15 protein-coding genes are annotated in these 17,208 nt (G+C 44.0%); 5 read left to right on the forward strand and 10 right to left on the reverse strand.

Features of this window, described 5'->3' with window-relative positions; translation table 11 throughout:
• Positions 1-6 precede the first annotated feature (6 nt).
• On the reverse strand, positions 7-2,724 hold the full coding sequence (locus KSK55_RS04830) for a cation-translocating P-type ATPase (protein WP_218608404.1): 2,718 nt from the start codon (positions 2,722-2,724) through the stop codon (positions 7-9).
• A gap of 137 nt (positions 2,725-2,861) precedes the next feature.
• Here KSK55_RS04830 and KSK55_RS04835 point away from each other — a divergent pair, with 137 nt between their 5' ends.
• Entirely contained in the window at positions 2,862-4,967 is a 2,106-nt protein-coding gene (locus tag KSK55_RS04835; protein WP_218608405.1) for a methyl-accepting chemotaxis protein, read from the forward strand.
• 85 nt (positions 4,968-5,052) lie between these two features.
• On the opposite strand, the gene KSK55_RS04840 is transcribed toward KSK55_RS04835, so the two are convergent.
• From KSK55_RS04840 to KSK55_RS04865, 6 genes are all read right to left on the reverse strand, one after another.
• Positions 5,053-5,649, reverse strand: coding sequence for an ABC transporter permease (locus KSK55_RS04840; protein ID WP_218608406.1), 597 nt, complete (start codon positions 5,647-5,649; stop codon positions 5,053-5,055).
• The gene (locus KSK55_RS04845; RefSeq protein WP_218608407.1) at positions 5,646-6,293 is read right to left on the reverse strand and encodes an ABC transporter permease; all 648 of its coding nucleotides are present in this window, start codon (positions 6,291-6,293) and stop codon (positions 5,646-5,648) included. The genes KSK55_RS04840 and KSK55_RS04845 overlap by 4 nt, the downstream gene beginning before the upstream one ends.
• Positions 6,290-7,423 carry an ATP-binding cassette domain-containing protein gene (locus KSK55_RS04850; RefSeq protein ID WP_218608408.1) on the reverse strand — a complete coding sequence of 378 codons (1,134 nt, stop codon included), beginning with the start codon at positions 7,421-7,423 and terminating at the stop codon, positions 6,290-6,292. Before KSK55_RS04850 ends, KSK55_RS04845 begins: the two co-directional genes overlap by 4 nt.
• Before the next feature lie 6 nt (positions 7,424-7,429).
• Positions 7,430-8,329: a glycine betaine ABC transporter substrate-binding protein gene (locus KSK55_RS04855; RefSeq protein ID WP_218608409.1), complete on the reverse strand. Its 900-nt coding sequence runs from the start codon at positions 8,327-8,329 to the stop codon at positions 7,430-7,432.
• 88 nt (positions 8,330-8,417) lie between these two features.
• Positions 8,418-9,458 carry a sensor histidine kinase gene (locus KSK55_RS04860; RefSeq protein WP_218608410.1) on the reverse strand — a complete coding sequence of 347 codons (1,041 nt, stop codon included), beginning with the start codon at positions 9,456-9,458 and terminating at the stop codon, positions 8,418-8,420.
• 49 nt (positions 9,459-9,507) lie between these two features.
• The gene (locus KSK55_RS04865; RefSeq protein WP_218608411.1) at positions 9,508-10,131 is read right to left on the reverse strand and encodes a GNAT family N-acetyltransferase; all 624 of its coding nucleotides are present in this window, start codon (positions 10,129-10,131) and stop codon (positions 9,508-9,510) included.
• A gap of 290 nt (positions 10,132-10,421) precedes the next feature.
• Between KSK55_RS04865 and cooS the strand changes: the two genes are divergently transcribed.
• The 3 genes from cooS to KSK55_RS04880 are packed head-to-tail and all read left to right on the forward strand — an operon-like array spanning position 10,422 to position 12,946.
• A complete protein-coding gene (gene cooS, locus KSK55_RS04870; protein ID WP_218608412.1) occupies positions 10,422-12,323 on the forward strand; it encodes an anaerobic carbon-monoxide dehydrogenase catalytic subunit in 1,902 nt (633 codons plus the stop codon).
• Positions 12,324-12,339: 16 nt separating this feature from the next.
• On the forward strand, positions 12,340-12,687 hold the full coding sequence (locus tag KSK55_RS04875; RefSeq protein ID WP_214419065.1) for a cupin domain-containing protein: 348 nt from the start codon (positions 12,340-12,342) through the stop codon (positions 12,685-12,687).
• Entirely contained in the window at positions 12,680-12,946 is a 267-nt protein-coding gene (locus tag KSK55_RS04880; RefSeq protein ID WP_214419066.1) for an NAC family transcription factor, read from the forward strand. Before KSK55_RS04875 ends, KSK55_RS04880 begins: the two co-directional genes overlap by 8 nt.
• A gap of 264 nt (positions 12,947-13,210) precedes the next feature.
• On the opposite strand, the gene KSK55_RS04885 is transcribed toward KSK55_RS04880, so the two are convergent.
• Genes KSK55_RS04885 through KSK55_RS04895 form a run of 3 tightly spaced genes read right to left on the reverse strand, consistent with a single transcriptional unit; the run spans position 13,211 to position 16,459 of the window.
• On the reverse strand, positions 13,211-14,392 hold the full coding sequence (locus tag KSK55_RS04885; RefSeq protein WP_218608413.1) for an ABC transporter permease: 1,182 nt from the start codon (positions 14,390-14,392) through the stop codon (positions 13,211-13,213).
• A gap of 3 nt (positions 14,393-14,395) precedes the next feature.
• Positions 14,396-15,079 carry an ABC transporter ATP-binding protein gene (locus KSK55_RS04890; protein ID WP_256664182.1) on the reverse strand — a complete coding sequence of 228 codons (684 nt, stop codon included), beginning with the start codon at positions 15,077-15,079 and terminating at the stop codon, positions 14,396-14,398.
• 12 nt (positions 15,080-15,091) lie between these two features.
• Entirely contained in the window at positions 15,092-16,459 is a 1,368-nt protein-coding gene (locus tag KSK55_RS04895) for a COG1361 S-layer family protein (RefSeq protein ID WP_218608414.1), read from the reverse strand.
• Positions 16,460-16,626: 167 nt separating this feature from the next.
• Between KSK55_RS04895 and KSK55_RS04900 the strand changes: the two genes are divergently transcribed.
• Complete coding sequence (locus tag KSK55_RS04900) at positions 16,627-17,199, forward strand: hypothetical protein (protein ID WP_218608415.1); 573 nt, start codon at positions 16,627-16,629, stop codon at positions 17,197-17,199.
• Positions 17,200-17,208: the final 9 nt, after the last annotated feature.

Consider the following 17,208-nt stretch of genomic DNA (forward strand, 5'->3'; position numbering starts at 1 on the left):
ATGATATTATTCAGTTTTCGCTACTTTGGGCCAAACAACCTTAAAGATCTCCATTATTACGACAATTATACATGCTGCAGCAAAGAGAACTCCCCACTGTGTCAGTGTAACCGGCTCGAGTCCCAGTACATCCTGTAAGACGGGGATATGCATAGCAATCTGGTGAATCGCCTGTGCTGCAATTACCGAACCAACCAGGAAGAGATTTCTCGATAAGGGCATCCGGAATGCAGAGACAAATTCAGACCGGCAATTAAACACATGTACATTTTCAAGCAGGACAAAGAGAAGAACTGCAAGATTTCGGGCAGTATTCTCTTCTACACCAGTTGAGATCATGTAATACCAGGCAATAAATCCAATTATTCCCATGATTACCGATGATACCAGGATCTGACTGATCATCAGACGGTTAAATATCCCCTGAGATGGAGGACGGGGCGGACGGTTCATGGCTCCCTTCTCCCCTGGTTCAAAGGCTAGACCTACATGCTGAATTCCATTGGTTACCAGGTTTAACCAGAGCAACTGAACAGCAAGAAGTGGCAGAGGCAGATGAGCGATGAGTGAGCAGGTAAAGAGTATCACCTCTGCTGCTCCGGTTGAGACAAGCAGATAGGTTACTTTTCTGATATTATCATAGGCATATCTCCCTTCTTCGATACCAGCAACAATGGAAGAGAACCGGTCATCGGTAATGATCATCGAGGCGTTATCCTTGGCAATATCTGTCCCTGAACCCATCGCAACCCCGATATGAGCTCGTCGAAGGGCAGGAGCATCATTCACCCCGTCTCCGGTTACCGCAACAAAATGACCCATCCTGATAAGAGCATCAACAATGGAAAGTTTCTGGACCGGTGTGACCCGGGCAAAAACCCGTGCTTTCTGGACAAGATCGAAGAACTTAGGAATTTCAACAGACCCGAGAGCATCTATCTCCATTCCAGTAAGAACCTGATCCTGGGTATGGGCGATACCAAGGGTTTTTGCAATGGCAAGAGCGGTAGCCGGATGATCTCCAGTAACCATTACAACAGTAACCCCGGCTTTTTGACATGATTCAACAGATGACCGTGCATCAGGTCTTACCGGATCAATAAATCCGATATACCCGAGGAGAACCAGTGAAGGAAGGCCTGATTTTATTGGATCATTAGGAATTCCCGGAGATACCGCTTCAGCTACTGCAAGAACACGATACCCGTTTTCTGCCAGTTCCTCTGCTTTTGCAAGGAAACGTACCTGATCAACATCCACATCTCCTGTTGGTGTCCGCATTCGGGTACAATAGGGTAAAACTGCTTCTGCTGCACCCTTTATACCAAACCGTTCCCCTTCAGAGTCAATAAATCCGGCTGCCGAGTACCGTCGCTCAGCTTCAAAGGGAATAAATAACGGTCTTTCAACAGATTTTTGAATGAGAGTAGTATCCAGGCCTGATTTTCTAGCAAGTGCGAGAAATGCCACATCAATGGGATCACCGGAGTGATGCCATCCGTTCTGATTTTTGTCAAGATGGGCTTCGCTACAGAGTGTTGCAATGTGACAAAGCCGTTGTACCTGAGAACGTGCTGATTCAGGTAATATTTCTCCGGAGGTGGTCTGGATTGTTCCCTCTCCGGTATATCCGGTGCCGGTAACCTCGTAGGATTCACGTTCTGGAAGCAGGACGATATGAGCCGTCTGCTCATTCATGGTCAGGGTTCCGGTTTTATCACTGGCAATAAGAGTACAGGAACCCAGACTTTCAACAGCGGTCATTTTTCTGACAATCACATTCCGTCCTGCCATCCGATGAGCGGCGATGGAGAGTACAACAGTCAAAGCAACCGGCAAACCTTCGGGAATTGCTGACACTGCAAGAGCAACAGCAAAGAAGAAAACATCAATAATTCCCATACCCTGGTAAACGGCTATTACACCCAGAATCGCTGTTGCAATCAGAACAGCAACTGCAATATGCTGGGAGAATTTTTCCATTCTGATGATCAGGGGTGGTTTTGACAGCGTGGTATCCGCAACAGCTACAGCAATTTTCCCTACTTCGGTACAAATCCCGGTATTAACAATATACCCCCGGCAGATACCACGGACAACCGTCGTTCCGGCAAAGGCCATGTTCTCCTGATCACTGATTGGAATTTCTTCAGGGAGCACAGTAACCTGTTTGGTCACCGGGACCGATTCTCCGGTCAGGACAGATTCATCAATTGAACAATCTGCAACCTGTGTTATTCGAAGGTCGGCTGGTACCCTTGTCCCGGCCTCAAGAAAGACATAATCTCCGGGGACGAGTTCTTCGGCTGGAATCCTAACTTCCTGGCCGTCACGAGTAACTACTGCAGTAATCCGGAAGAGCTGCTGGAGAGCTTTTGCACTCTGTTCTGCTTTCCATTCCTGTATCGTCCCGATAATTGCATTAATAAGAATTACAACCGTAATAAATGCAGTATCGGTCAGGTGATCCAAAAACCAGGATAAGAGAGCAGCAGCTATTAAGACATAGATAAGCGGGCTCTTGAATTGACTCAAAAATATTGTAAATACAGAGACCTTCTTTGCTTCAGGCAGTTCATTCTTTCCAAACTCCTGAATTCGTGTTACAGCTTCCTTGGAACTCAGGCCATTTGGGCCGGTAGCAAGTTTTTCTCGTACCACCGGTTCAGAAAGGGACTGCCAGGAGATTCCCTTCCTGCAATGGGATGATGAATCCGGGACCATAACTCACCATCTATCTCTCAATTATTAAAGCACTTCCTTATATCGTCCAATTTTTTTATCGCCCAATAATCGCTCATTTAGGCCACCATATGTTATATAAACAAGTGTGCTCAAGTGAACAACATCAGGTGAGGATTATGCTGGAAAATGTAAAAATAGGTAAAAAATTGATTGGTGGGTTTCTCCTTACTATCATAATTATGCTCATAATCGCCGGAACCGGGTTTGTATTCATTAGTGATCTGGCGGTGAAAAGTGAGGGGATGTATAATGACAGGTTGATACCCATTCAACAAATGGGAACTGTGGTTGAAGCATTTACACAATTTAGAGGGGATGTGTATAAAGCAATGCTGGTCCCTACAGAGAGAGATGTAAGTCTTGCATCTGCTGAAGCCGTTTTAATGGGAATAGATGAAAAAATTGAGAGCATTGATAAATTAAACCTGGATCCTGAAGAGAGAAAGGTTTTAGAATCATTTAAAACCGCATTTGTAGGATATAAATCAGAATCTGAAATACTCATTGATCTCATTAAACAAAACAAAGTTGAAGAAGGAATTGCCCATCTTGCTGCCGGAACACCTCTGGCAAATTACCGGACACAATGCATAACTGCTCTCTCAACCCTCATGGAAACGAACATGAAGGTAGCTGAGCAGATAAAAACTGACAACGATAATAACGCGAATGCTGCCAAGACCACCATGATCATTGTCACTCTCATTGGTGCCATTATAGGAATCGGGTTTGCATATGCTCTTACGAAAAGCATCACTGGGCCTCTTGGTAAAACCGTGGAGATGTTAGATGAGATGACTCATGGTCACCTTGGTACACGACTTTCTATGCACCGGAAAGATGAAATCGGAATCCTTGCCGGAACAATGGATACATTTGCAAATAACCTGCAGCATGAGGTCATCGGCATCATGAAAAAGATTGCTGCAGGAGAAAAAGTAGCATCTGTACCCATTATGGATGATAGAGATGAGATTGGACCGGCCCTCAAAGAAACGGTTGATACCCTCAATGACCTCATTGAAGAGACAAAAGTCCTTGCCGATGCAGCAGCGGAGGGAGATCTCAATATTCGTGGAAATGCTGAAAAGTTCAAGGGCGGGTACAGGGAAATCATCGCAGGAATCAATGCAACTCTTGAAAATATCATCGGTCCTGTGAATGAGGCTATGAATCTTGCCGGAGCGTATGCTCTTGGAGACTTTTCTGCACGATTTAGTCCGAAGGTTGTAGTGAAGGGAGATTTCATACCATTCCGGGATTCGCTCAATAAAATAGGAGTAGAAACAGGTCTTGCAGTTGGACAGGTGAAAAAGGAAGTTGACTCTCTTCTCGCTGGTATGGAGGAGACCAGTGCCAGTGTTGAAGAAGTGACTGCCGGAGCCCAGAACCTTGCACACAATGCCGGGGTGGTCAGTGATCTGTCAGAAAAGAGCGGAGCAGGAGTCGGTCAGGTATTACAGGCGATGAATGACCTTTCCGTTACGGTTGCAGCTGTTGCAGGGCAGGCAAATGAAGTCGCAAACCTTACCCAGGAGACAGACGATCTTTCCAAACAGGGTTCTTCACTGGTTCAGAGAACCGATAAGGGGATGCAGAAGATTTCAACCTCCTTTAATGAGACCGATCAGGTAATAGGAGAGATAGGCAAACAGATGGAGGATATCGGAACCATTGTGAATGTTATAAGTTCTATTGCCGACCAGACAAACCTCCTTGCCTTAAACGCTGCCATTGAAGCTGCCCGTGCAGGAGATGCCGGACTTGGCTTTGCAGTGGTTGCTGACGAAGTAAAAGCCCTGGCTCTTGAATCACAACAATCTGCTGAAAAGATTGCCAATTTAATCACAGACCTGCAGAAAAAATCCAAGGCAGTTACAGAATCCATGAAGAATTCCCTGAATGATGTTGAAGAAGGGAATACTGCAGTCAGAGAGACGCTTTCAGTCTTTAACAAGATTGCAGAAGCAATTGCCAATGTTTCTATCCGGGTTGGTGAAGTTGCCGGAGCAAGTCAGGAACAGGCTGCCTCTGTTGAGGAGATTAGTGCAAGTGTTCATGAACTGGGCAGTCTCATCGAACAGGCGGCAAAGGAAGCAGTTGATTCATCCGCTGCAACAGAAGAAGCATCTGCAGCTCTTGACCAGATCACCCGGGTGATTACTGATGCAACCGCTTCTGTAGATCGGATATCACAATCCATGGGCAGATTTAGCACCTAACTCTTTTTTTCAAATCCACACCATATTTTATCCCTTTTTGGATATTTTTCATGATTATCTTTTTTTAGATTATGAAAAGGGATAATCAGATCTTTGGTGCAAGACGTTCTTCAGCCTTGCTTAGAAGAATGTCTGCCCCGAGTGCAATAATCATGGCAGGGATAATTCCGATAAGAATGCTTGTAGTATGATATCTGACCAGTCCTTCAAGAACAACAGCTCCAAGCCCTCCGCTTCCGATGAACACCGTCACAATGGCTACAGAATTTGCAACAATTGACGAAAGACGCAATCCTGCAAATATTGGTCGAATCGCAAGAGGAAACCGGGTATATCTCATCGTCTGGAAAAATGTAAAACCCATACCCTCTGATGCATCAATATAGACCGGACTGATAGTAGAGAGACCAATACTGGTATTTCGAAGAACTGGAAGAAGTGTGGTTACTATTACCACGACAACTGCCGGGACAAACCCTATTCCAAGAAATGGTACGACAAGAGCAACGATGGTGAAGGCTGGTATGGATTGGAGCAGGCTGGAGCCTGAAAGGAGAAGAGTTTTCAGGATATGCCATCTGACGGTGAGAACACCTCCGATTATTCCAATTCCGGCAGAAATAAAAAATCCGGAGTATACCAGGACAAGATGCTGCCAGATTGCAAGCTCCAGCGGTATCATGACTGGTCTCCATATCGGTTAGTCAGGAATCGTTCACAAAGTCCGGCACATGCATCCATAAAAACTGCCAATAGTCCAATCCATAAACCAGTAACCAAAATTAGCGTCATATTATTCCGGGTTATCCCGGCCTGTAAAGCTGCACCAAGTCCCCTGGCTCCAATTATACCGCCTAGCGTTACTATACCCATACTGTATACAACCGCTGTCCGAACACCCCCGGCAATAAGAGGGAGGCTGAGTGGAAGCCGGATATGTCGTAAAATCTCAATACTCGTCATCCCAAGTGAGCTTCCCACCTCCAGGAGTTCAGGCCTTATGATGGTAAGACCTGTCATCGTATTGCGGACAATGGGGAGGAGAGAGTAAAGCACTGCTGCTGCAATGGTTGGCGTTGCACCAATACCGGTGAGAGGTATCAAAAGGAGCAGAAGGGCGATGTCAGGGATCATCTCAATGATATTGAGTATCTGGATGATAATCGAAAACCGGGGGGATAGGGCAGCAATGATACCAAGAGGCAGTCCGATTACTAGAATAAGGATAAGAGCAGTTCCAAAGAGACTGAGATGAATGAGAGTAAGACCAGTAAGATTGAACTGAGTCCAGACAGAACTGACCATAGAAAACATGTTTTGTATCATTCAGGTGAACCAAAAAGGAACTGCAGGATATCATCCAGGAGAATTATCCTGATTTGAGAATCACTCATTTCCTGTGAGTTTACCGAAGTATGCATGACTGCAACGTGTGATCTGGCATTCGTGTATGCTGTAACGACATCCTGAACCGTTGCATCCTCATCTACCAATGAAACCGGAGAAAGAGTATGCATTGATCCAGGAGTGGATGCATGATAAATGCCCTCTTCACCTTTGTACAGGATAACCTTCGTTCCATAATCAGACTGGTTTATTTGTGAGTATTCTGCCAGGGGGAACAGTATGAATGATCCAGAGCGGAGTGCAAAAGAAATTGCAGGAAGGCTGGTTCTATACGAGAGATGGTCATCTCCAATAAAATAAGAAAGAACCGGATCAGAACGGGCAGATCCGATGAGATCCTGTGGTGTTCCCACCGTATGGAGCCGTCCCTCATGGAAGAGGGCTATTCGATCACCGAGAAGAAATGCCTCATGGATATCATGAGTAACAAAAATAATGGTAATTCCAAGATTTTTTTTAATTTCAAGAAACTCTTTTTGTAGTTTTCGTCTCAGGAGCGGGTCAAGTGCTCCGAATGGCTCATCCATGAGAAGGAGTGGTGGGTTTGTAGCAAGTGCCCGTGCCAGGCCGACCCGCTGTTGTTCACCCCCGGAGAGTTCTGCAGGCTTTCTGTTCTGAAACATTTCAGGATCCAACCTGACCAGGGAGAGCAAATTTTTAATTTTCTGTGATATCTCATCCTCTTGTGCTCCAGAAATACGTAAAGGCAGTCCGATATTAGCGGATACCGATAGATGAGGGAGGAGACCAATTTGTTGTATTACATATCCGATTGACCGGCGCAATGAGAGGGGATGAAGAGAAGAAACCGGAATATCATTGATGTATATAACACCATTATCTGGTTCGATGAGCCGGTTTATCATTCGGATAGTTGTTGTTTTTCCTGACCCACTCCCTCCCATAAGAACAAGAAGTTCTCCGCCCTGGATAGTAAGTGAGATATCCTGGACAGCTGGGACTCCATTATAGGATTTACTCACAGAATCGAGTTTTATAGTGGTGATGTATTCCCAGGGAACTGATGACTTTTCTGGTCTTTGCAACATAAAAAATCAGAGTAGTCCCTGACTTATCAGGAATTCCTCTGCTATCGCTCCGGTGTCCATTTTATCCACATCAAATTTGCGGTTTAGTGAACGCATTGTTTCAGTATCAATCAGTCCCATAACCTGCTCAAGTGTGGACATAAAGACAGGGTCAGTACCTCGTCCAGATGTAACAAGCAGAATACTGTCATATGGGGCAAGGGCAGCCTTATCATCTGAAAGTGTCGTAAGATTGAAGAGATCTATTCGTGCATCAGTAGAACTTGCCGGAATGATATCAACCTGCCCCATATCAACCGCCTGATACAGAAGAGTGGGTTCCATTGGCACGACATCCTGAAAAGAGTATCCATAGACTTTTTCAAGATTAGGAAGCCCATAGAGTTCATCCAGATGGAAAACAAGATCAGAACCTAACACCATCTCTGATGTGTAAGGTGCCAGATCACTTATTGTTCCTACCGGATATTCAGATGCAAATTCTTCAGATACTGCCATCTGGTAATCATTTCGAAATCCGACTTTTCCACCCCATACAACATCATCTTCGGTTACCATCTTTTTCACTGCAGTGGTCACCACATCAGGATCAAGACTTTCAAATGCTGGCGCTTCTTCAAAATATGTCGGAATTGCACTGGTATAGTCAACATACAGATCTATCTGTCCGTTTTTGACTCCCTGATATAGCATGACATTATTTAAACCTGAGTTTATCTCATACGTATACCCGTTTTTTTCCAGGAGCTTACCAAACATTTCTGCAAGGATATACTGCTCATTAAAGGGCATTGCTCCGATAACAACGGTTTTTTCTGAAGGAGAACTCGTCTGTCCCATGACCGGAATTATGCACCCGCTCAGAAACAGGATAACCAAAATCCCCAATACCATCTTTCGTATCATCGTAAAAGGGGAATATGATGAAGAATAAGATTAACCTTTTGATGAAGAAAAATTATCCAGATGAAGATAAATCTAAAAATTACAGGTATTAATCAATAAACCGGTATGCCCCGTTGGGAACAAATATTTCAAACCGTGCTCCCTGACCAAACTGACCGGACTCTCTCATTGAGAGACCAGTAATTGCCAGGATCTCCCGACTTAAAAAGAGACCCATACCAGTATTTTTTCCATATCCCCGCTCGAAAATTTTTTCTTTTTCATCAATGGGAATTCCATTTCCATTATCTTCATATACCAGGATAAGCGAATCACCCTCCTCATAAGAGGACAGCGTAATACTCGTGACCTTCTCTCCGTGACGGATTGAATTATCTATCAGATTTGGAAAAATGAGTGGAAAGAGAGGATCTGCAAATATCTCAAGGGAAGATACTGACTCTGAAATTATTATCGAATGATTCGGATAGGAAGGTGTAAGCTCATGAAAGTATCCTTTAATATTGTACCAGACCGGTTCTTTCACCCCGATATCCTCGTAATTCCTCGTAAACTCAATCTGTTTCTGAATGGTGTTCATGATCCTTTGTTCTTTGTGAATTATCTCAAGATGTGCAGGATCATGTGTTAATTCTTCAGATAAATCCATATATCCAAGGAGCGGGGTTAACTGATTGAGAATATCGTGACGAGTAATACTTGAAAGCAGGTTGAGTTTTTTATTGGCAGTCTTAAATGCTTCTTTTGTCCTCTCAAGCTCTCCGTTCTGTATTGCCACTTCATCTCTGAAATGAGTCATACATGCAACAATGGATCCGGCAATATACGCAATCATACAAAGCATGAGTGCACGGAAAACTGGTTCATAGGCAAGATGCCCTGAATTAAAATAATACACCACAATATGGAGAAGACCAAAAAACAGGGCAAGATAAACGGCATCACGCTTGTACCAGATCGCTGCAAGGAGTATGAGCAGATAAAAAATATGCGTATAAACGTATGGAATTTTGAGTGAATAATGGACGACATATTCAAGAAGAACACCGATTAAAATAAAGATCAGAAGTGATAGGACTTTTGATTGAACAATAAAGACCTGACAAAAGTCATCCGGTTTAATTGGCATCCCTTAGTATATAATTACGAACCTGATGGTACTCAATAGTATCGCTCCATCACTTTGTGATATCCCGGATCATCAGGGAAATCTCCCCATCCATACCTGAAAAAAATGATGATCCGTTTGGTTTGAATGAGTCATAGGGTATTGTTCCAGCCATGTGAAATCCACATGATCCAAACGCCTGGGTTGAAGCATCACTCGTACAGTCCGCAATTACATATGAATATCCTAAACCTGCACCATGAGCCATGATTTTTTCAATGCATGCCCGTGCAATTCCGCATCTCCGGTACCGCCGGTCAGTTCCTATCTGAAATACATGCAATACAGAACCTTTCCTAATTTCAGAGACGGTTAAAAATCTCCTCTCAAGCTCATCAATTAACAAAACAGTATCCTGAAAAGATGATAAAAACCGCACCATCTCTTCACCTTCATTCCTGATATCATCTGTCAAATCCAGACAGAAAATAAATCCTATAACCTCACCAGTCCTGGTATCAAGGCTTACAAAACTCAAATTTTTAGAGATTAATGATCTCACATAATACTCAGCATAGGGAAGAAATTGTGTGGGATTTGGGGCATGGCGATGGGTGGTCGGTTCATCAGAGATAAAAACATGAGAGTAGAGTCTTGCAGCCTCCCGGTACGTGTCATGTGAAAGAGGTTGCATATGAATGTGTTCCGAAGAAAAGGGGAATATAGTCGTCATAGAATCATTTTATATTCATCTGATTCTGAATATTTTATGTCCATCGATGAGATAATTCCCGAACCAATCTGTTTTTACGTGTTCATTGATGGATCATGAATGCGTTTACACCCGTTATTCGATCAACCTGATTTGTCAACACGAATTATAGCATATTCTGACACCAGAACTCATCATCAGATCATCGTTTCTTTTTGGATACCCTCATCTCTTTATATTCTGGCGATGAGATCACTCTCCGGAGGAGAACAATGGAGGACAACCGCATTTCCTACCACACCTCAGTGAAAACCGCCTACAAGCGGATCAAGGAAGATGGACTTACGAACATCTGGGACCGGTTTGAGGCACAAGGTCTGGGCGACCCTGATAAACGATGTGCCTTCTGCATGGGGGGAGTCAGATGTGACTTCTGCTCAAATGGTCCCTGCAGGGCTGATGCATCAAAAGATAAACGGGGTGTCTGCGGTATTACCGCCGATGGGATGGCAATGCGGATGATGCTCCTTCGAAATGTCATGGGGGCATCGACCTACCAGTATCATGCAGCAGCAACAATCAGGACGCTTCGAAAAACGGCTGAAGGAAAGACGCCATATTCTATCAAAGAACCTGGAAAACTGAAAGGGTTTGCAGAACGTCTGAAGGTGGATACTTCAGGATCAGAACAGGACCTTGTATTCAGGTTATGTGATTTTCTTGAAAAACAATGGCATCTTCCCGGATATGAAGAATCTGCGATCGTAAAAGCATTAGCTCCGGAAGAGAGACAAAAAGTCTGGAAATCATTGGATATTTTCCCCGGAGGGATATATTCAGAAATGATGATGGCGACCTCGTCATCGCTTACCAATGTAGACGGATATTATGTCAGTCTTGCGAAAAAAGCGATGAGAATGTCAATCGCCATGGCATATCAGACCCAGATAGTCCTCGAATACCTACAGGATGTACTATTCGGAATTCCCAGGCCACATGTGTTCCGGACCGATCTTGGGGTGCTGGATCCTGATTATGTGAATATCCTGCCAAATGGTCATGAACCCTTTATGGGATTTGCCCTTGTTGAAATTGCACGAAAACCTGAATGGCAGGAGAAAGCACGGAAAGCAGGTGCAAAAGGAATTCACATCATTGCAAACATTGAAACCGGACAGGAGATGATCCAACGGTGGGAGATGGATGATGTCTTTTATGGGTATACCGGTAACTGGATCATGCAGGAAGCGGTATTTGCAACCGGTGCGGTCGATGTCTTTGTAGCAGATATGAACTGCTCCATGCCGATTGATCCGATGTATGCACAAAAATACCAGTTTAAACTACTTCCGGTGAGTGATCTGGTTGCCTTCGAAGGGATTGATGAGCGGCTGAATTATATCCCTGAGGATGTAAAAATTCAGGCAGAAAAAATCCTTGATATGGGAATTGAAAACTTCCCAAAACGGAAGAGCCAGGTAAAACCATTAACCGGTCTGCCAGTTCAGGAGGCAATTGTCGGCTTTTCTCCGGAGAGTATTCTCGGAGCTCTTGGTGGAACACTCGATCCCCTGCTTGATGCAATTAAAAACGGCTCCATTAAGGGGATCGCCGGACTTGTGAGCTGTACATCTCTTCGTGATAACGGACAGGACGTTCACAGCGTTGCAATCGCAAAAGAACTTATCAAACGGGACATCCTAATCCTCGCTATGGGATGTGGCAGTGCTGCTATGGAGGTATCTGGTCTATGTGATCCAAAAGCAGCAGAACTCGCAGGTCCAGGTCTGAAAGTAGTATGTCAGGCACTGAAAGTGCCCCCGGTCCTGGCATTTGGAACCTGTACAGATACCGGAAGATGTGCAGACCTGGTTGCCGCAGTATCGGCAGCACTTGGTGGTGTTCCGATTCCTGATCTGCCTGTAGTCGCAGCGGCTCCTGAATATATGGAACAAAAAGCAACCATTGATGCTATATTTGCCCTGGCATTTGGTCTGTATACGTATGTAAATCCAGTGCCATTTGTTACCGGAGCACCATCACTGGTAAAATTACTGACTGAAGATCTCCCGGGAGTGACCGGAGGAATTCTCCATGTGGAGCAGGATGCAGTACAGGCAGCAGATGCCATGCTTGCTCATATTATGACAAACCGAAAAAAACTTGGAATATAACGTTGGAGTGAAGTAAGTGGCAGAAAAAAACAGAGAAGAATTACTTGGAAAAGTATTGAATCTGAAAGACCTGATTGCGTACCAGGACGGAACCATTGCAAGCCGGATGATAATTAATCAAAAGACAGGATCAATCACCCTTTTTTCGTTTGATGAAGATGAAGGACTTTCAGAACATACGGCACCGTTTGATGCCGTGGTAACAATCCTTGATGGCGAGTGTGAAGTCTGGATTGATGGTGTTACTTCACCTATGAAAGAAGGTGAGACGATAATTTTTCCGGCAAATGTCCCTCATGCTCTGAGTGCGACTACCCGGTTTAAGATGATGCTTACGATGATTCGGGAGAAGGCAGATGAGTGATGACAAAGATGGTGTGTATTGTAAAGTCTGTGGGGGAATAGTTCCAGAATCTATACAGATCAAGCAAATCCTGGTAGATGGGAAAGCAACCGGGATTAATCAACTTGATTTTATCATTGCTGAAGTGAAAAAACTAGGGTTCCTGAGCAATGCTGAAATTAAATCAGAACTGTTAAAACGAGCAAAGGTTCTCAACTATATCCCAACAAAAAAAGAAGAAGCGTATGCCCAGGGGTTACTGGAAGCCTATTTAAGATGAAAAGGTACGGTATGTATCAGAGAGATCAGACATTGTGATTTTCGTTCATCTCATGAATATGTGCGGGTGGATTCGTTCTGCTGGTTATAGAAATCCAGGCCCCTGCATACCATATTCCGGATAACCATTACTCTATCCGGAATACGCTGGATGTATACGTATGTGTACCAAAAACAGGTACATCTTCATGATATTTCAAATCTGATATATCAAAAAAGGTGATGCCCATGGTAGGATCTTACAACTATCCGGTTGGTACTATTTTTATTCTGCACGGAGAGCTTCTATTGGATCCATCTGGGCACCCCGCCATGCCGGATATAAACCGGATAGGATACAGATTATCAGGCCAACACCCATGGCATATGGAAGATGGATGAGACTGTCATAGGTAAAGAAATGTTTCGTATTTCCCACCATTATCAGGATAAAAAAATACCCCATGATAATACTTAAGATCATACCCAGGATTGCTCCAAGAAGCCCAATCAGGGTTGCCTCATAGACAAACATACGAAGAATTTCTTTCTTTTGAGTCCCGATACTCCGCAGAACACCAATCTCCCTGATACGTTCAGTAACCGACATCATCATAATATTAAATATTGAGACTGCAGCGACTAGTAAAGAGATACTTGCAATCAGTGTTGCAAAACTGGTGATCGTGCTGACCGAGGAGGAGATCATAGATACCATTCTACTGGAGTCCTGAACACGTACGGTCTCCTCTCTCCGGTTCATCTGCGATTCTATCTCATTGGAAACCGTCGTAGCATCATTGATATCATTGAGAACGATATTGACCTGGTTATATTCATCCTTCGCCCCATAGAGTGATTCATACATATTTTTTGTCATAATAACGGCATTATCTGTACTTAAATCCATTGACATTCCTCTGGACTCGATAATGCCGGATACCTTGACACCAGAATTTGATATTGAAAAACGGCTCCCAACCTTAAACTCATTATCCTCTGCAAATCCTGAACCGATAAGGACCGAGTTATCACTACTCGGATACCCTCCTGCAGAGAGGTTATCCAGAATAGTTTTCATGGTACTCACTTCTAGACCATAAATTTGGGTATTCCATTCATCTTTTCCTTTCTTTACCTTCCCCCGAATGGAATGAACGCCATATACATACCCATATTTACTGGCAATCTTCACTATCGACTTATATTCATTCTTTGTAAGATTGTCTGATCCAGACGATGCACCAGGTGGTCCGCCTCCTCCGCCTTTTCCGGAATATGGACTGACGGAGAGTTTATCTGCCATTTCAGACAGAGAGTCGGTAACAGATGCAGTCATGTTTGTTCCGAGCATACCCATGCATGCAATCGATATAATCCCGATAGTTATTCCCACTGCAGCTAAAATCGACCGAAGGAGGTTGATTTTTACATTACGGACAGCCATTGCAAAAATAATATCCTTCATGAGTTACCATCCGTCTTCTACAATTTTTCCATCCCTGATTGTGATGGTGCGGTCTGCCTGGGCTGCAATTTCCGGATCATGTGTCACGATAATCAGGGTCTTTCCTTTTTCGTTTAATTTTCTCAGAATTTTCATCACCAGAACACCGGTTTTTGAATCCAGGTTTCCGGTGGGTTCATCACACAGGAGTATTTTTGGATTGTTGACAAGTGCACGTGCTATTGCTACCCGTTGCTGTTGTCCGCCTGACAACTCACTTGGTTTATGCTTTGCGAGGTCTTCATTGATCCCAACCATTGAGAGGAGTTTTGATACCCTGCCAGTTGTGTCCTTTTTCCGGTATTTCAGGGTGTAGGGGTATTCCACGTTCTCATACGCAGAAAGAAGGGGGAGAAGGTTAAATTTTTGAAAGATAAACCCGATCGTCATCAACCGGAGTTGGGTCAGTTCAAAATCATTCATCTGGGTAATACTTCGCCCCCCAATCAGCAGGTCTCCATGGGTAGGTACATCAAGGCATCCAAGCTGATTGAGAAGGGTTGATTTACCAGACCCGGAAGGTCCAATAATTGCAACAAACTCGCCTTTCTCTATGGTAAGAGAGATATTATCGAGAGCAACAACATCTCCTGAAAGAAGGGGATATATTTTTGAAATATTTTCCAGGCGAACTACTTCATCAGCCATGTATGTCTCCGGTTATTTAAAGGTGATACGGATTTTACGTCCATTCCCCTTCCGTTTCCAGAGTCGCCATGCAACAAGAGCCACAACCAGAATCCCAATCCCGATGAGGATCTCAGTTATTGGAAGATTGTTCATGCCAGACCCCATTCCTGATAGTGGATTCATCGGATTTACTCTATTCGAACCTTGGGATGATGAACCGGTTGGCGCTCCGGATGGGGGAGATCCTCCTTCAGAAAATCCGGCTGGAGGTCCATTATGGCTCAGGTCCATCCCGCCGTTCGCCTGATTGGTATCAACAGAGATATTTTTCGTGAACTGGTTGCCGGATGAGTCTTTATATTGGATAACGAGGGGGACTGTTTTCAGATTTCCTGGAACGGTAATCTCAAAACTTGAAAAGTCTCCGGTTGTGATCGTTCCGATGACATACTTCTGGTTCGGGTTTCCACCTTCGCCTGCTGCACTCTCAAGAGCAACAACGACACCATACGCATCCGAAAGCCCTGCATTTGAGACGTCGCCTGCAATGGTATTACCACCAGAGCCAGATGTGACTTCAATGTTGTTAATTATTGGATCTGCTGCAAGTTTATCGGTTCCTAGCGGAATATGAATGGTATATGCGGTCTGATGTGCATTCATTCCGCATGTATAACTGATATTAAAATTTAGATCGGTTTCTTTCGATGGAGTAATCTCAAATAGGATTGCTTTTTCTGAATGAGGGGCCAGATTTCCGATAAATGCTGATGTCCGGTTGCATTGGATACCATCTCCGGTTGGGAGAATCGTAATCCCGGTCATGTTGACGCTTTTTGCATTTCCAAGCATCAGAGAGAGTTTTGTTTTCACCCCACTAGAAAAGACCTGGGGGATTCCAGACACTGAAACAGCCAGATGAGGCTCTTCAACCCGGATTGGAACATTGTACCGAAGACTCCCTGCATCCTTATAATTAATGTAAAAAGCCGGATAGTAGATGTTTTCAGGCTGATTTGCAAGAATAGTAAACGTAAACTCTGTTTCAGTCCCGGCTCCGATAGTCCGGCTTGTCTTGTATACATCACTATTCAGGACGACAATATCTTTGGAGATCAGTTGTGCATCGGTGATAGCTACATTAGATGTTCCTGTATTTTCTACCCTAAAGGTGATAAGACCGACATCGCCGGTCATGAGCACTGCAGGATCGATATCCACATCAGTTACAGTGACCCTTCCGGCTGCATCAATGGTCTCATTTGTCGCTGCAGATGCTGATTGAATCAGAAGGAAAACCAGAACAAGAGCTCCGAATACGGATAAAAATGCTCTCACGAATCCGTTATCTTTTTTACGTACCGGGTTACAACTCTTTTTTATTCCAGGTATATTCATTATTATCCCCAATTAAATACAAAATTCAATATCATCATATCCAAAAACAATCTTAATTAGTAAACCCGGAATGGGATAAATTACTCGAAACCAGCAGGTATAATATCCAACCATCAGGTTCACAATTCATTATCATTTCTTACGTTCGAACCACTAGAGAGAATAGTATGAATAATCCAGAAATACCCCCTGATCCCCGTATCCAATCTGGTAACTTTTCCACTCGTTTGATTTTTCTCATTATGTGCATATCCAGTTGCCTCATGGTATGGACCGGTGTGCTTGCTGAGACAAATGATGGAGAGCAGACTCCCCAGGTGATCACATTTCAACTGACCGATTTAGGAGACGATGATATACTTCGCGTATCCCTGATGAAAGAGGGAGAATCCTCGAAAAATGGTATGGTCAGGCAGGAACAGAATATTGAATTGAACCGGGAAACGAACTCCGTTGAATGGAATCCATGCAATGATAATGCCTGTATGGTTGCCTCACTCCCGACAGCAGGAGGAACAACCGGACGGGACCAGCTCATCCTTGAACTAACCTTTCAAAATCCTGCAGTAGATACCAGTTCCTGCCATGGAAATCCAACCTGTGAACGACTCAAAGGAGGAACATATACGAAAAGTGGCATGCTTGATGGAATGTTTTACACCGGAAAGGTCTATGCAGTATCTGTGCAAAGTCTGAAAGCAGGTATCGGGGAAGCGTTCACCATTACTCAGGTATCATAACATTTTTTC

The organism is Methanospirillum hungatei, assembly GCF_019263745.1.
Lineage (GTDB): Archaea > Halobacteriota > Methanomicrobia > Methanomicrobiales > Methanospirillaceae > Methanospirillum > Methanospirillum purgamenti.

What these genes read in the sequence shown, in the direction of transcription:
- KSK55_RS04830 (WP_218608404.1), bottom strand. Translation starts at nt 2,724, where the DNA reads ATGGTCCCGGATTCATCATCCCATTGCAGGAAGGGAATCTCCTGGCAG.
- KSK55_RS04835 (WP_218608405.1), top strand. Translation starts at nt 2,862, where the DNA reads ATGCTGGAAAATGTAAAAATAGGTAAAAAATTGATTGGTGGGTTTCTC.
- KSK55_RS04840 (WP_218608406.1), bottom strand. Translation starts at nt 5,649, where the DNA reads ATGATACCGCTGGAGCTTGCAATCTGGCAGCATCTTGTCCTGGTATAC.
- KSK55_RS04845 (WP_218608407.1), bottom strand. Translation starts at nt 6,293, where the DNA reads ATGATACAAAACATGTTTTCTATGGTCAGTTCTGTCTGGACTCAGTTC.
- KSK55_RS04850 (WP_218608408.1), bottom strand. Translation starts at nt 7,423, where the DNA reads ATGTTGCAAAGACCAGAAAAGTCATCAGTTCCCTGGGAATACATCACC.
- KSK55_RS04855 (WP_218608409.1), bottom strand. Translation starts at nt 8,329, where the DNA reads ATGATACGAAAGATGGTATTGGGGATTTTGGTTATCCTGTTTCTGAGC.
- KSK55_RS04860 (WP_218608410.1), bottom strand. Translation starts at nt 9,458, where the DNA reads ATGCCAATTAAACCGGATGACTTTTGTCAGGTCTTTATTGTTCAATCA.
- KSK55_RS04865 (WP_218608411.1), bottom strand. Translation starts at nt 10,131, where the DNA reads ATGCAACCTCTTTCACATGACACGTACCGGGAGGCTGCAAGACTCTAC.
- cooS (WP_218608412.1), top strand. Translation starts at nt 10,422, where the DNA reads ATGGAGGACAACCGCATTTCCTACCACACCTCAGTGAAAACCGCCTAC.
- KSK55_RS04880 (WP_214419066.1), top strand. Translation starts at nt 12,680, where the DNA reads ATGAGTGATGACAAAGATGGTGTGTATTGTAAAGTCTGTGGGGGAATA.
- KSK55_RS04885 (WP_218608413.1), bottom strand. Translation starts at nt 14,392, where the DNA reads ATGAAGGATATTATTTTTGCAATGGCTGTCCGTAATGTAAAAATCAAC.
- KSK55_RS04890 (WP_256664182.1), bottom strand. Translation starts at nt 15,079, where the DNA reads ATGGCTGATGAAGTAGTTCGCCTGGAAAATATTTCAAAAATATATCCC.
- KSK55_RS04895 (WP_218608414.1), bottom strand. Translation starts at nt 16,459, where the DNA reads ATGAATATACCTGGAATAAAAAAGAGTTGTAACCCGGTACGTAAAAAA.
- KSK55_RS04900 (WP_218608415.1), top strand. Translation starts at nt 16,627, where the DNA reads ATGAATAATCCAGAAATACCCCCTGATCCCCGTATCCAATCTGGTAAC.